We start from the raw sequence: 14,287 nt of genomic DNA, 5'->3' as shown, positions 1-14,287 counted from the left end.
CATCGGCCAGGGGCCAACCGTTGCTGATGACGCATGAGCCAACGGCCTCTACTATCGAGCCTGTTTATTTCTCGAGGGTCTAAGCATGCTCTACCTGTGGCTCAAAGCCCTGCACATCATCGCCCTGGTCTGCTGGTTCGCCGGGTTGTTCTACCTGCCGCGCCTGTTCGTCTACCACGCCATGAGCGAAGACGAGGCCAGCCGCGAGCGCTTCTGCGTGATGGAACGCAAGCTGTATCGCGGCATCATGCTGCCGTCGATGGTCGCCACCCTGGTCTTCGGCATCGCCTTGCTGAGCCTCAACGCCGGCGTCTACTTCAGCCAGGGCTGGATGCACGCCAAGCTCGCCCTGGTGGTCCTGCTGATCGGCTACCACCACGTCTGCGGCGCGCAGCTCAAGCGTTTCGCCCGCGGCGAGAATCGTCGCAGCCATGTGTTCTACCGCTGGTTCAACGAGGCGCCGGTACTGTTGCTGATCGCCATCGTCGTCCTGGTGGTGGTCCGCCCGTTCTGACCCTCGCTGCCTAAGGTACTGCCATGCCCTTGCCCGCCCTGCTCGATCAACGCCTGCGCCTACCGCTGGTCGCGGCACCGATGTTTCTGGTGTCCAATCCGCAACTGGTGCTGGCCTGCTGCCGCAGCGGCATCGTCGGCAGTTTCCCGGCGCTGAACCACCGCGAAAGCAGCGGCTTCCAGGCCTGGCTGGAGGAAATCGCCGCCGGCCTCGACCAGGCATCGGCCCCCTACGCGGTCAACCTCATCGTGCACCCCAGCAACCCGCGCCTGCAGGCCGATCTGGCGATCTGCGTGGAGCAACGCGTGCCCATCGTCATCACCAGCCTCGGCGCCGTGAAGGAGGTGGTCGACGCGGTGCACAGCTACGGCGGCCTGGTGTTCCACGACGTGACCACCCGGCGCCATGCCGAGAAGGCTGCCGCCGCCGGCGTCGACGGACTGATCGCGGTAGCGGCCGGCGCCGGCGGCCATGCCGGCACCTGGAGCCCGTTCGCCCTGGTCGCGGAGATCCGCCAGTTCTTCGACAAGACCCTGCTGCTCGCCGGCTGCCTCAACCACGGCCACGAACTGCTCGCTGCGCAGCTGCTCGGCGCCGACCTGGCGTACCTCGGCACCCGCTTTATCGCCACCCACGAGAGCGGCGCCAGTCCCGCCTACAAGCAGATGATCATCGGCGCCCAGGCCGCCGACATCATTCACACCCCCGCGGTGTCCGGAGTGCCGGCCAGCTTCATGCGCCAGAGTCTCGAGCAGGCGGGCTACGACCTGCAGCAGCTGCACAACAGGGCCGCGATCAACTACGGCGAAAAGCTCAAGCCCCTTGCCGACGAGGCCAAGGCCTGGAAGACCGTGTGGTCGGCCGGCCAGGGCGTCGGCACCATCGGCGACCTGCCGACGGTCGAGCAGCTGGTGGCCGGCCTGGACCGCGAGTACCGCGCCGCCCAGACCAAGGCACAGCGGCTGCAGACGCGCTGGCCACGCTGAGCGACCGAGGCTCCGAGGGCGGCCGGCAGCCGCGCTGGAGAACGGGCAGACGTGTAAGTTCTGCTCTAGGCTGGATAGTGGCCTGTACGCCTGCCAACCGATGCGGGGCTCCCCCTTGGGCCGACAAGGAAACCTGTATGACGCAGCCTCGTTTCAAGATTGTCTTCGATGGCGAGCTGATGCCCGAAGTGGCCCTGGAAACCGCCAAGGACAACCTCGCCCGTCTGTTCAAGAGCGATCGCACGCGGATCAACAGCCTGTTCTGCGGCAACGCCGTCGCCATCAAGCGCGACCTGCAGGAAAGCGAGGCCGATCAGTACCTCGCCGCCCTGCATCGCGCCGGCGCCAAGGCCCGCAAGGAGCCCGACGCAGGCGCCAGCATGAGCCTGCTAGGCGGCAAGGATGCGGAGACGCTCGGGGAGACACCTCAGTTCGCGGCCACCATGGTCTGCCCGAAGTGCGGCCAGCAGCAACGCAAGGCGGCCTCCTGCGCCGCCTGCGGCATCATCATCGGCAAGTACATCGCTCACCAGGCGCTGTTCGCCCAGGCCACGCCCGGCACGCCCGATCACGCCGCCGCCCCCGCCAACAGCCCGTACGCCACGCCGAAGGCAGCGGTCGCCAAGGCCTTGCCCGCAGTCGGCGAACTCAACGTCTTTAGCCTCGACGGACGCATAGGGCGTCTGCGCTACCTGGCCTGGTCACTGATGCTCAGCGTCGCCTTCGCCGGGATCATGGCGGTGGTGGCGATCGCGACCAACATCGCGGAGACACTCGGACTGGTGCTGGCCATCGGCGCGGTGCTCGGCACGCTGGTGGTCAGCGTACAGATCGGCGCGCAGCGCCTGCACGATGTCGGCTGGAGCGCCTGGCTCCTGCTGCTCAATATCGTTCCCGTGGTCAACAGCTTGTTCTGGATCCTGATGCTGGTGCTACCGGGCAGCGCCGGTGCCAACCGCTATGGACCGCCGCCCCCGCCCAACAGCATCGCGGTGAAGGTCCTCGCCGGGCTGTTCCTGATCCTGCTGTTCGGCGGCCTGCTGAGCCTGTTCCTGGGTGGCTTCGCCATGCTCGGCATAGCCCTGAGCGGCCTCGAGCTGAGCCCTCCCAGCCCCTGACCGGCGCATCGCGCTCGGTTTCTTTTGCCGAAGGGCCCGCGGGCGGCGGTAAGATAGGCGCCGCCCAGGCAACCCTGCGGCGCCGCAGTGGTCCAACCAGCCCCCCCTTTCCCGGAGACGCCCCGATGCCCCGTTACGCCCTGATCACTGGTGCCTCCAGCGGTATCGGCCTAGCCCTGGCCGAAGCCCTGGCACGCCGCGGGCGCAACCTTATTCTGGTCGCCCGGCAGCGTCCGGCGCTGGAAAGCATCGCCCTGGAGTTGAGCCAGCGCTTTGCCGTGGAGGTGCTGTTTCGTACCTGCGACCTGAGTCAGCCGCTGCAGCTGTCTGGCCTGCTGCATGAACTGGAGCAAAGCGAGCTCACTATCGACCTGCTGGTGAACAATGCCGGTCTCGGCACCTCAGGCGCCTTCGTCGCCCAGGACTGGAGTCGCGAACAACGGTTGATCGAGGTGAATATCCTGGCCCTCGCCCGCCTCTGCCATGCCATCGGCGCGACCATGGCCGCCCGGGGCACCGGGCAGATTCTCAATGTCGCCTCGATCGCCGCCTTCCAGCCGGGCGCCTGGATGAGCAACTACTACGCCAGCAAGGCCTACGTGCTGCATTTCTCCGAGGCCCTGCGCGAAGAACTCAAGCCGCGCGGGGTCAGCGTTTCGGTGCTCTGCCCTGGCCCCACCCGCAGCGCCTTCTTCCGCACTGCCGGGCTCGACAGCCGTCCGCTGGAGGGCAGCAAGCTGCTGATGGGTGCCGAGGAGCTGGCGCTGATGACCGTCCGCGCCCTGGAGAAGAAGCGCGCGATCATCATCCCCGGCTGGCGCAATCGGCTGCTGGCCCTGGCCCCGCGCCTGGCCCCCCGCTGGCTGGCGCGCAGGCTCACCGCGCGCATCAACCGCCGGTTCGCCCACACGGGCTGAAACTTCTATCCATCAGCCGTTGGCATTGACCGTGCGGCCACTGGCCCAGGCGCGCAACGCGGCGAGATCCTCCGCCATCACCACCGACAGGGGCGCGGTGCTCTGGATGCCGTGCAGCAGCAGGGCCTGATCGACCGCCTGCTGCTGCGCCTGGGCGGCATACAGCCCGCTGACCACCACCTGCTCGATCTCGGCCCCGGAAAAGCCGGTGCTGGTCGCCGCCAGCAGCTCGAGGTCGAAGCCGGCAAGGTCCAGTTCACGGCGCTTCAGGTGAATGCGGAAGATCTCCGCGCGCACCGCGGCATCCGGCAGGTCGACGAAGAACAGCTCGTCGAAGCGACCCTTGCGCACCAGCTCCGGCGGCAGCCTGTCGATGGCATTGGCGGTGGCCACCATGAACACCGGCGCCCGCCGCTCGGCCATCCAGGTCAGCAGGGTGCCGAGCACCCGCTGGCTGACGCCGCCGTCGTTGTCGCCGCTGGCCAGGCCTTTCTCCACCTCGTCCATCCACAGCACGCAGGGGGCCATCTGCTCGGCCAACTTGAGCGCCTCGCGCAGGTTGCGCTCGGTCTCGCCGAAGAACTTGTTGTACAGGCAGCCGAAGTCCAGGCGCAGCAGCGGCAGCCCCCACATACCCGCTACCGCCTTCGCCGCCAGGCTCTTGCCGCCGCCCTGCACACCGACCAGCAGCACGCCCTTGGGCAGGTCGACACCCTTGCCCTCGAGAAAGATGCCCTGACGCTGGCCCAGCCAGCGCTTGAGATTGCCCAAGCCGCCGACTTCGGCGAAGCGCGCGGTGTCGTACTCGAAGCTCAACACCCCTTCCAGGTCGAGCAGTTGGAACTTGGCCTTGTTGAGCTCGGGCAAGTCCTCCTGGGTGATGGCGCCGTCGTCGCAGATCAGGTTGCGCGCCAGGTTGCGGGCCTCGCCGTGACTGAGGCCGCGCAGGTTCTTCACCACCTGCTGCAGGGTGCGGTTGTCGGTGCGCACCCGGGCGTTGCGGTTCTGCTCGCTCCAGCGCGCCGCCTCCTCACGAACGATGCTCAGCAGCTCATCTTCGGACGGCAGCGCCAGACTGAAGCGTGCAGCGTGGCGCTGCACCTCCGGCGGCAATTTGCAGGCATGGGAGACCAGCACCAGGGTCGGCTTGCCCGGGCCGTTGCTCAAGGCAATGTCCTTGAGCAGGCGCACCAGCTTGGGGTCATCGGTGAGGAACGGGTGCAGGTCGCACATCACGTACAGGTTCGGCTGCAGGTCGGCCTTGATCAGGCGCAGGGCGGCCTCCGGCTCCTGGGTAGCGCCCTCGCCCAGCGGGTCGGCGCCGAAGCCCAGGCGCTGCAAACCCTCGGTCACCGTCCAGGTGTGCAGACCGAGGCCGCGCTTGACGGCCAGCCCGGTGAGGGTCTCCAGCACCCGCGGCTCGTCCCAGGATTCGATGAGGATCAGCTTGACCTTGGAGTCGAGCACCAACCCCAGGTCGTGGATATCGTTCTTCACACAGGCTCCTTGTGCACTGGTCGCGAAATAGCGGTCTGGTTAAACTCGGACCTCATCCAACAGGCCGGGAGACTGCCCATGGACTGTCTGTTCTGCAAGATCGTCGCCGGGGAAATACCCGCGCGCAAGCTTTATGAAGACGACCAGGTGGTCGCCTTTCACGATGTCGGCCCGCAGGCGCCGGTGCATTTTCTGGTGATCCCGAAGAAACACATCCGCACCCTCAAGGACCTCGAGGAAGGCGACAAGGCGCTCGCCGGCCACATGGTCTACACCGCCCAGCAGCTGGCGCGCGAACAGGGCTGCGAAGAGGGCTTCCGCCTGGTGATGAATTGCGAGGCCCTGGCCGGACAGAGCGTGTTCCACATCCACCTGCACGTGCTCGGCCAGCGGCCGATGCACTGGCCGCCGGGCTGACTCCCCGCCAACCCGGCCAAGGCTGCTGCGACCATCCGGCAGCAGCCCATGGCCGAGCATTGGGGTAAACTGCCCCGCGTTGCCCATGCCGGAGGTCCCCATGACCAACGATCGTCACTACTCGCCCGTCGACCGCCTGTTGCTGCAAGCGGACATGGCGCTGCGCACCCTGCTGCCCTTCAGCGGCCAGCCCAGCCGTCCTTCGCCGGCGATCGTACGCAATGACGCGGAGCTGGACGCCGACCAGGCCCGGCATATCGCCGGCCTGATGCGCATCAACCACACCGGCGAGGTCTGCGCCCAGGCGCTGTATCAGGGCCAGGCCCTGACCGCCAAGCTGCCGGAGGTGCGCGCCGCCATGGAGCATGCCGCCGACGAGGAGATCGACCACCTGGCCTGGTGCGAGCAGCGTATTCGCCAGCTCGGCAGCCAGCCCAGCGTGCTCAACCCCCTGTTCTACGGCCTGTCCTTCGGTGTCGGCGCGGTCGCCGGCCTGATCAGCGACCGGGTCAGCCTGGGCTTCGTCGCCGCCACCGAAGACCAGGTGGTCAAGCACCTCGACGACCACCTGCAGCAGCTGCCGCCCGACGACGAAAAGTCCCGGGCAATCCTCGAGCAGATGCGCGAGGACGAGGCCGAACACGCCACCAGCGCACTGGAGGCCGGCGGCCTGCGCTTCCCGGCACCGGTCAAGTTCGGCATGACCCTGCTGTCCAAGGTGATGACCAAGAGCACCTACCGCATCTAGCTAGACGGCAGACCACAAAAAAGGGCGCCACTGGCGCCCTTTTCTATGCGGTGCTCGATCAGTGCGGCATGTTGCGCGCGTAGAAGATCTCCAGCATCTCGTGACGCACGCGGTCTTCGACCTGCTGCCGCTGCTCCGGGGTCAGGTTGCGGGTGGCGTCACCGAACAGGTAGTTGTCCAGCTCGAAGTCCTTGAGCAGCATCTTGGTGTGGAACAGGTTCTCCTGGTACACGTTGACGTCGGTCATCTGATACGCCGCCTGGGTGTCGTCGGAGAGGTAGTTCTGGATCGAGTTGATCTCGTGGTCGATGAAGTGCTTCTTGCCTTCCACGTCACGGGTGAAGCCGCGCACCCGGTAGTCGACCGTGACGATGTCCGAGTCGAACTGGTGGATCAGGTAGTTCAGCGCCTTGAGCGGCGAGATCAGACCACAGGTCGACACATCGATGTCCACGCGGAAGGTGGCGATGCCGTCTACCGGATGGATCTCCGGGTAGGTGTGCACGGTGATATGGCTCTTGTCCAGGTGCGCGAGAATGGTCTCGGGCAGCGGACCGGGCGACTCCTCGATCTGACTCTCCGTCGGCTCCACCGGCTGCTCGGAAATCAGGATGGTCACGCTGGCGCCCTGGGGATCGTAGTCCTGGCGAGCGATATTGAGGATATTGGCGCCGATAATGTCGACAACATCGGTGAGAATCTGGGTCAGGCGCTCGGCGTCGTACTCTTCGTCGATGTACTGGACGTAGGCCTGCTGGTCTTCCGCGGTTTCCGCGTAGCAGATGTCATAGATGTTGAAGCTCAAGGTCTTCGTCAGGTTGTTGAACCCGTGGAGCCTGAGTTTGCTTTTCATCACCGTTGGAACTCTCTATGGTGGATGCGGCAAGGCCGCGTGATCGAGCATGCCCGTCAGCTGCAAAAGACGCAGCTGCGTAGGACGATTAACACCTCTTCGCACTGGCGAGTTTGGTTGTCCGTTCGAAACGTATGACGCCCCGAAAAATGGGGCGACATTATGCAGATGACGCAGGCCGACCGCCAGCATCCACGCAAGGCAAATGATGAAAGGCTCAACCCAGCTCGACGATTTCGTAGGCATGGGTGATCTCGACGCCGGCGCGACCCAGCATGATCGAGGCCGAGCAGTACTTCTCCGCCGACAGCTCGACCGCACGCTTGACCTGCGCCTCCTTCAGCCCGCGCCCCTTGACCACGAAGCGCAGGTGGATCTTGGTGAAGACCTTGGGCTCCTCGCCGGCACGCTCGGCTTCGACGAAGGCTTCACAGCTCTCGACCGCCTGTCGGGATTTCTTCAGGATGCTCACCACATCGAAATTGCTGCAGCCGCCCAGGCCGATCAGCAGCATCTCCATCGGCCGTATGCCCAGGTTGCGTCCGCCGCTCTCCGGCGGGCCATCCATCACCACCGCGTGGCCGCTGCCCGACTCACCGAGAAACAGGGCGTCTCCGGCCCACTGAATGCGCGCTTTCATTACCGAGTCTCCGCTGCTAAAAAGGGACGCAGCTTATCACAGGCCTAATTAGCGACCCGACATGTCATCAATGCGTCAATGAGCCAGGGCACGCGGCCGACCACCAGGCAAAATGCCCACTGACGCAAAAGTGTCTGGTAAGCTGGCGCCGGATTACTGGCACATGAGGCCAGACAACTGAATAAGAAATCGCCTGCTGGAACAAGGCTTACCCTTTTGGCTTCACTCGGGACTCGCGAATGGTCGCTATTACCCTCACACCTAAAATAAAGAATCTCGACAAACTCCTCGCGCACTGCCACCGCCGTCGCTACACGGCGAAGAGCACCATCATCTATGCGGGCGATCGTTGCGAGACCCTGTTCTTCATCGTCAAAGGCTCGGTCACCATCCTGATCGAGGACGACGATGGCCGCGAGATGATCATCGCCTACCTCAACGCCGGTGATTTCTTCGGCGAGATGGGGCTGTTCGAAAAGGACGGCACCGAGAAGGAGCGCAGCGCCTGGGTTCGGGCCAAGACCGAATGCGAGGTGGCGGAACTCAGCTACGCCAAGTTCCGTGAACTGACGCAACAGGACCCGGACATCCTCTACGCCCTCGGCAGCCAGATGGCCGAACGCCTGCGCAACACCACGCGCAAGGTCGGCGACCTGGCCTTCCTCGATGTCACCGGGCGCGTCGCCCGCACCCTGCTGGACCTGTGCAAGCAGCCGGACGCCATGACCCATCCGGACGGCATGCAGATCAAGATCACCCGCCAGGAAATCGGCCGCATCGTCGGCTGCTCACGGGAGATGGTCGGTCGCGTGCTCAAGTCCCTGGAGGAACAGGGCCTGGTCCACGTCAAGGGCAAGACCATGGTGGTCTTCGGCACCCGCTGAAGGCAGCAGGCAGAAAAAAGCCGGCGCTTGCGCCGGCTTTTTATTGCCTGTCAGTCCACATCCGGGCGGCTGACGGGCCGCTTGCGCTCGGGAAAGAACAGCCGCTCCAGCTCCGCACCCGGGCTCTCCGCGCGCATGAACGCCTCGCCGACCAGGAAGGCATGGACGTCATTGATTTCCATCAGTTCGACGTCGGCGCGATTGAGGATGCCACTCTCGGTGATCACCAGGCGGTCGCGGGGAATACGCGGCAGCAGGTCGAGGGTGGTCTCCAGGCTGACCTCGAAGCTGTGCAGGTTGCGGTTGTTGATACCCACCAGCGGCGTATCCAGGGTCTTCAACGCCCGCTCCAGCTCGGCGCCGTCGTGCACCTCGACCAGCACATCGAGACCGAAGTCCTTGGCGGTCGCCGCCAGCTCGGCCATCTGGCTGTCGGCCAGGGCCGAGACGATCAGCAGCACGCAGTCGGCGCCCAGGGCGCGGGCCTCGACGACCTGGTAGGGATCGATCATGAAATCCTTGCGGATCACCGGCAGGCCGCAGGCGCTGCGCGCCTCCTGCAGGTAGCGGTCGGCGCCCTGGAAGTAATCCACATCGGTCAGCACCGACAGGCAGGTGGCGCCGCCAGCCTGATAGCTCTGGGCGATCTCCGCCGGGACGAAGTGCTCGCGCAGCACGCCCTTGCTCGGCGAGGCCTTCTTGATCTCGGCGATCACCGCCGGCTGCTTGCGCTTGGCCTGCTCCAGCAGGGCCCGAGCAAAGCCGCGGGGCGCATCGGCGCCACGCGCCTGCCCCTCGACCTCGGCAAGGCTGACCAGGGCGCGGCGCGCGGCCACTTCCTCGGCCTTGCGCGCCAGAATCTTTTCCAGAACGGTGGGGATGCTCATCCTTGATTCTCCTGTTTGAACACCGCGGTGAAGGACACCAGCTCCTGCAGCTTTTCCCAGGCCAGGCCAGTGTGCAGGGCATCGTGAGCCAGGCGCACGCCGTCCTTGAGATTGCCGGCCAGGTCCGCGGCATAGAGCGCCGCACCGGCATTCAGCGCGATCATGTCGGCGGCCTTCTGTCCGGCTTCGCTCTTGCGCTTGCTCAGGGCATCACGGATCAGCGCCAGGGAGGCCTTCGGCCCTTCCACGCCCAGGCCGATCAGGCTCTGGCTCTTGAGGCCGAAGTCTTCGGGTTGCACTTCGTACTCGCTGATCACGCCGTCCTTCAGCTCGGCGACATGGGTCGCCGCGGCCAGGCTGAACTCGTCCAGGCCGTCGCGCGAGTGCACCACCAGGATGTGCCGGCTGCCCAGGCGCTTGAGCACCTCGGCCAGGGGCCGGCACAGCGCCTGACTGAACACCCCGACCACCTGATGCTTGACCCCCGCCGGATTGGTCAGCGGGCCGAGCATGTTGAAGATGGTGCGCAGGCCCAGCTCACGGCGCGGCGCCGCGGCGTGCTTCATCGCCGCGTGGTGCACCTGGGCGAACATGAAGCCGACGCCGACGCTGTCGATGCAGCGCGCCACCTGCTCGGGCGTCAGACTGAGGTAGATGCCGGCGGCTTCCAGCAGATCGGCGCTGCCGCTCTTGCCGGACACCGCGCGGTTGCCGTGCTTGGCCACCTTGCCGCCGGCGGCGGCGACGACGAAACTGGCCGCCGTCGACACGTTGAAGATATTCGCGCCATCGCCACCGGTGCCGACCACATCGACCACATGGTCCAGGCTGGGCAGGTGCACGTGACTGGCCAGCTCGCGCATCACCGAAACCGCACCGACTATCTCGTCGATGGTTTCGCTCTTCATGCGCAGGCCCATGAGGAAAGCGCCGATCTGCGCGTCGCTGCACTGCCCGGTCATGATCTCGCGCATCACGTCCTGCATTTCCTCGGTGGACAGGTCGAGCTGACCCACCACCCGGTTGAGGGCTTCCTTGATGTTCATCGGCGCACGCCTCCTTGTTGTGTGAGGAAATTGGCCAGGAGCTCGTGGCCTTGCTCGGTGAGGATGGATTCGGGGTGGAACTGCACGCCCTCGATGTTCAGGGTCTTGTGCCGCAGGCCCATGATTTCGTCGAGCGAGCCGTCCTCCAGCTGGGTCCAGGCAGTGACTTCCAGGCAGTCCGGCAGGCTGGCGTGCCTGACCACCAGGGAGTGGTAGCGGGTCACCGTCAGCGGCATGTTGAGTCCGGCGAACACGCCCTGGTCGCGGTGGAACACCGGGCTGGTCTTGCCGTGCATCACCTGGCGGGCGCGCACCACCTCGCCGCCGAAGGCCTGGCCGATGCTCTGGTGGCCCAGGCAGACGCCGAGGATCGGCAGCTTGCCGGCGAAATGCTCGATCACCGCCAGCGACACGCCGGCCTCGGTCGGCGTGCAGGGCCCCGGCGACACGACGATGCGCTCGGGCTGCAGCGCCTCGATCTCGGCGACGCCGAGTTCGTCGTTTCGGATGACGTGGACGTCCGCCCCCAGCTCGCCGAGGTACTGCACCACGTTGTAGGTAAAGGAGTCGTAGTTGTCGATCATCAGCAGCATGGCAGGACTCCTTTATTCACTTGTCTGTTCGGCGAGGGCGACGGCTCGGAACATGGCGCGACGCTTGTTCAGCGTCTCCTCCCACTCCAGCGCCGGTACCGAGTCGGCGACGATGCCGGCGCCGGCCTGCACATGCAGCTCACCGTCCTTGATCACCGCGGTGCGGATGGCGATGGCGGTGTCCATGTTGCCGTTCCACGCCAGGTACCCGACCGCGCCGCCGTACACCCCGCGCTTGACCGGCTCCAGCTCGTCGATGATTTCCATCGCGCGAATCTTCGGCGCCCCCGACAGGGTGCCGGCCGGCAGGATGGCGCGCAGGGCATCCATGGCGCTCATGCCGTCCTTCAGCTGCCCGGTGACGTTGGAGACGATGTGCATGACGTTGGAGTAGCGCTCGATGATCATCTTCTCGGTGAGCTTGACGCTGCCGGTGCTGGAGACGCGGCCGACGTCGTTGCGCCCCAGGTCGATCAGCATCAGGTGCTCGGCCAGTTCCTTGGCGTCCGACAGCAGGTCCTGCTCCAGCGCCAGGTCGGCCTCGTCGCTCGCCCCGCGCGGGCGGGTGCCGGCGATCGGCCGCACCGTCACCAGATTGTCCTCGACCCGCACCAGCACCTCGGGCGAGGAGCCGACCACGTGGAAGTCGCCGAAGTTGAAGAAGTACATGTAGGGCGTCGGGTTGATGCAGCGCAGCGCCCGGTACAGGTCGATCGGCGCAGCCTTGAAGGGGATCGACATGCGCTGGGAAATCACCACCTGCATGCAGTCGCCGGCCAGGATGTAATCCTTGATCGTGGCGACCGCGCGCTCATAGTCGTCACGGCTGTAGCTGGAGCGGAAGGCCGGCTCGGCGCCGACCGCCGCGTTCAGGTCGACCCCCAGGCGCGGGGTGATCGGCTGACGCAGCTTGTGCAGGATCTCCTGCAGGTGCGCCTGGGCCTGCTCGTAGGCGCCCTCCTGCTGCGGGTCGGCGAGGACGATGGCGTGCATCTTGCCCGCCAGGTTGTCGAACACCACCACCGCGTCGGAGACCATCAACAGGATGTCCGGCGTCCCCAGCGGGTCGGGATTCACCCCATTGGCCAGCTTGGCCTCGACGTAACGCACGCTGTCGTAGCCGAAGTAGCCCACCAGACCGCCGTTGAAGCGCGGCAGCCCCGGCAGGGTCGGCACCCGGTAACGCCCCTGGAACGCCTCGACGAAGGCCAGCGGGTCGGGACATTCGTGGCGTTCGGTTTCGACGCCGTCGACACTCACCCGCACGTCGTGGCCATGGACACGCAGCACGGTGCGCGCCGGCAGGCCGATGATCGAGTAACGCCCCCATTTCTCGCCGCCCTGGACGGACTCCAGCAGGTAGGTGTTGGCCTGGTCGGCCAGTTTCAGGTAGATCGACAGCGGCGTGTCGAAGTCCACCAGGGTTTCGCAGGCAAGCGGAATGCGGTTATAGCCGGCAGCGGCCAAACGCAGGAATTCTTCGCGGGTCATGATCAGCCTCGTGGCTTGAGGTAAAACGGTCGTGTGCAAACGCGCCGCCGGAGCGGCCAAGATCGAGTCAGAGGCGCCAGCGCCAACGGGCCAGGGCCTTGATGATTTTCATTCCGGCTCGCGCGAGCCAGAGTCTGCAGGTAACCACCACGGGGATCTCTTGGGCGGGGATTGAAGTCCGGCCACACTAGCGCAGGCGCCAGGCCGAATCAACCCGGCCGGCGGCGCCTGAGCCGGCGCCTGGCGCAGTACTCAAGGCCAGGCCAGCAGCTGGCGCAGGTCGTCCAGCACCCGCAGCGGCCCTTCCTCGGCGATCGGCCGGCCATGGTTGTAGCCGTAGCTCAGGGCCACGCAGGGCACACCGGCCGCTCTGGCCGCCAGCACGTCGTTGCGCGAGTCGCCGACGAACAGCGCCTGGGTCGCCTCGACCCGCGCCATGCGCAGCACATGCAACAGAGCGGCCGGATCGGGTTTCTGCTGCGGCAGGGTATCGCCGCCGACTATCCAGCGGAAATAACTGCCCAGCCCCTTCTCATCCAGCAGGGGGGCGACGAACCGCTCGGGCTTGTTGGTGACGATGGCCAGGGGCACGCCTTGCTCATGCAACCAGTCGAGCGCACGAATCACGCCGGGATAGACCCGGGTCAGTGCATGATTCTCGGCGTAGGCCTCCATAAACAACTGCAGGGCCTGCTCGGCCTCCGCCTCGTCGACCCGGCCGTGCTCCAGTCCGCCGGCCAAGGCACGCCGCACCAGCACCCGGGCGCCATTGCCGACCCAGTCGCGCACCCGGGCCACGCCGGCGGGCGCCCGCCCCAGCGCCAGCAGGACCCGATCCACCGCGGCGGCGAGATCCGGCACCGAGTCCACCAGGGTGCCATCCAGGTCGAACATCACCAGGCCCGGCAGGCGCCCGGCGAACAGCTCGTGCAATGGCGTCACGCGCGCACCTGGGCGAGCTCGGCGCGCATGGCATCGATCACCTCGCGGTAGTTCGGCTGATTGAAGATCGCCGAGCCGGCGACGAAGGTATCGGCCCCGGCCTCGGCGATCTCGCGGATGTTCTTGATGTTGACCCCGCCGTCGATCTCCAGGCGGATATCGCGACCGCTGGCGTCGATCAGGGCGCGCGCCTCGCGCAGCTTGTCGAGGGTTCCGGGAATGAACTTCTGGCCGCCAAAGCCTGGATTGACGCTCATCAGCAGGATCATGTCGACCCTGTCCATCACGTGCTTGAGCACGTCCAGCGGCGTGGCCGGGTTGAACACCAGGCCGGCCTTGCAGCCACCGTCGCGGATCAACTGCAGGGAGCGGTCGATATGCTCGCTCGCTTCCGGGTGGAAGGTGATATAGCTGGCGCCGGCCTCGATGAAGTCGCCGATGATGCGGTCCACCGGTTTGACCATCAGATGAGCATCGATCGGCGCCGTGATGCCGTACTTGCGCAGCGCCGCGCAGACCATGGGGCCGATGGTCAGGTTTGGCACGTAGTGGTTGTCCATCACGTCGAAGTGGACGATGTCGGCACCGGCAGCGAGCACGTTGTCCACTTCCTCGCCCAGGCGGGCGAAGTCGGCGGAGAGAATCGACGGGGCGATGGCGAAGGGTTGCATGGCGCACCTCAGGGCAGACACGAAAGGCGCGCATTGTAGCAGCCCGGACTGTCGCCGGAAGCCGCGCTCGGCGCTGACAAGCG

15 protein-coding genes and 1 pseudogene are annotated in these 14,287 nt (G+C 66.0%); 7 read left to right on the top strand and 9 right to left on the bottom strand.

From position 1 onward, the window contains the following. Window positions 1-85: 85 nt before the first annotated feature. The 4 genes from hemJ (at window position 86) to KDW96_RS14740 (ending at window position 3,535) form a co-directional block, all read left to right on the top strand. The gene (gene hemJ, locus KDW96_RS14755; protein ID WP_255837009.1) at window positions 86-514 is read left to right on the top strand and encodes a protoporphyrinogen oxidase HemJ; all 429 of its coding nucleotides are present in this window, start codon (window positions 86-88) and stop codon (window positions 512-514) included. Window positions 515-537: 23 nt separating this feature from the next. Next, a complete protein-coding gene (locus tag KDW96_RS14750; protein WP_255837008.1) occupies window positions 538-1,500 on the top strand; it encodes an NAD(P)H-dependent flavin oxidoreductase in 963 nt (320 codons plus the stop codon). Between the two features lie 137 nt (window positions 1,501-1,637). Continuing rightward, window positions 1,638-2,618 (top strand): DUF805 domain-containing protein, encoded by a 981-nt coding sequence (locus tag KDW96_RS14745; RefSeq protein WP_255837007.1) that lies wholly within the window; start codon window positions 1,638-1,640, stop codon window positions 2,616-2,618. 125 nt (window positions 2,619-2,743) lie between these two features. Next, a complete protein-coding gene (locus tag KDW96_RS14740; RefSeq protein ID WP_255837006.1) occupies window positions 2,744-3,535 on the top strand; it encodes an SDR family NAD(P)-dependent oxidoreductase in 792 nt (263 codons plus the stop codon). Between the two features lie 12 nt (window positions 3,536-3,547). On the opposite strand, the gene KDW96_RS14735 is transcribed toward KDW96_RS14740, so the two are convergent. Continuing rightward, window positions 3,548-5,032 (bottom strand): AAA family ATPase, encoded by a 1,485-nt coding sequence (locus KDW96_RS14735; RefSeq protein ID WP_255837005.1) that lies wholly within the window; start codon window positions 5,030-5,032, stop codon window positions 3,548-3,550. Window positions 5,033-5,110: 78 nt separating this feature from the next. Between KDW96_RS14735 and KDW96_RS14730 the strand changes: the two genes are divergently transcribed. Together KDW96_RS14730 and coq7 are read left to right on the top strand one after the other, a co-directional pair. Then, window positions 5,111-5,449: a histidine triad nucleotide-binding protein gene (locus tag KDW96_RS14730; RefSeq protein WP_255837004.1), complete on the top strand. Its 339-nt coding sequence runs from the start codon at window positions 5,111-5,113 to the stop codon at window positions 5,447-5,449. A gap of 100 nt (window positions 5,450-5,549) precedes the next feature. Beyond that, window positions 5,550-6,197, top strand: a complete 648-nt coding sequence (coq7, locus tag KDW96_RS14725; RefSeq protein WP_255837003.1) for a 2-polyprenyl-3-methyl-6-methoxy-1,4-benzoquinone monooxygenase — start codon at window positions 5,550-5,552, stop codon at window positions 6,195-6,197. A 58-nt stretch (window positions 6,198-6,255) separates the two neighbouring features. On the opposite strand, the gene speD is transcribed toward coq7, so the two are convergent. Together speD and KDW96_RS14715 are read right to left on the bottom strand one after the other, a co-directional pair. After that, window positions 6,256-7,050 (bottom strand): adenosylmethionine decarboxylase, encoded by a 795-nt coding sequence (speD, locus tag KDW96_RS14720; protein ID WP_255837002.1) that lies wholly within the window; start codon window positions 7,048-7,050, stop codon window positions 6,256-6,258. Window positions 7,051-7,267: 217 nt separating this feature from the next. Then, the gene (locus KDW96_RS14715; protein WP_255837001.1) at window positions 7,268-7,690 is read right to left on the bottom strand and encodes an OsmC family protein; all 423 of its coding nucleotides are present in this window, start codon (window positions 7,688-7,690) and stop codon (window positions 7,268-7,270) included. 239 nt (window positions 7,691-7,929) lie between these two features. Between KDW96_RS14715 and crp the strand changes: the two genes are divergently transcribed. Next, complete coding sequence (crp, locus tag KDW96_RS14710) at window positions 7,930-8,574, top strand: cAMP-activated global transcriptional regulator CRP (protein ID WP_208707113.1); 645 nt, start codon at window positions 7,930-7,932, stop codon at window positions 8,572-8,574. Window positions 8,575-8,624: 50 nt separating this feature from the next. Here the strand turns inward: crp and trpC are convergent, their stop codons facing one another. The 6 genes and pseudogenes from trpC to rpe form a co-directional block, all read right to left on the bottom strand. Next, window positions 8,625-9,461, bottom strand: coding sequence for an indole-3-glycerol phosphate synthase TrpC (gene trpC, locus KDW96_RS14705; RefSeq protein ID WP_255837000.1), 837 nt, complete (start codon window positions 9,459-9,461; stop codon window positions 8,625-8,627). Continuing rightward, window positions 9,458-10,507 (bottom strand): anthranilate phosphoribosyltransferase, encoded by a 1,050-nt coding sequence (trpD, locus tag KDW96_RS14700; protein WP_255836999.1) that lies wholly within the window; start codon window positions 10,505-10,507, stop codon window positions 9,458-9,460. Before trpD ends, trpC begins: the two co-directional genes overlap by 4 nt. Then, complete coding sequence (locus KDW96_RS14695; protein ID WP_255836998.1) at window positions 10,504-11,100, bottom strand: aminodeoxychorismate/anthranilate synthase component II; 597 nt, start codon at window positions 11,098-11,100, stop codon at window positions 10,504-10,506. The genes trpD and KDW96_RS14695 overlap by 4 nt, the downstream gene beginning before the upstream one ends. Before the next feature lie 12 nt (window positions 11,101-11,112). Further along, entirely contained in the window at window positions 11,113-12,591 is a 1,479-nt protein-coding gene (gene trpE, locus KDW96_RS14690) for an anthranilate synthase component I (protein ID WP_255836997.1), read from the bottom strand. Window positions 12,592-12,658: 67 nt separating this feature from the next. Then, window positions 12,659-13,533 (bottom strand): annotated as a pseudogene (locus KDW96_RS14685) (phosphoglycolate phosphatase). Then, window positions 13,530-14,204: a ribulose-phosphate 3-epimerase gene (gene rpe / locus KDW96_RS14680; protein ID WP_255836995.1), complete on the bottom strand. Its 675-nt coding sequence runs from the start codon at window positions 14,202-14,204 to the stop codon at window positions 13,530-13,532. Before rpe ends, KDW96_RS14685 begins: the two are co-directional and overlap by 4 nt. Between the last annotated feature and the right edge of the window lie 83 nt (window positions 14,205-14,287).

It is taken from the genome of Pseudomonas benzenivorans (assembly GCF_024397895.1).
In the GTDB taxonomy this organism is placed as follows: Bacteria; Pseudomonadota; Gammaproteobacteria; order Pseudomonadales; family Pseudomonadaceae; genus Aquipseudomonas; species Aquipseudomonas benzenivorans_A.
Note: the sequence above shows the minus strand (reverse complement) of the source record. Positions and strands in the feature narration are given on the sequence as shown.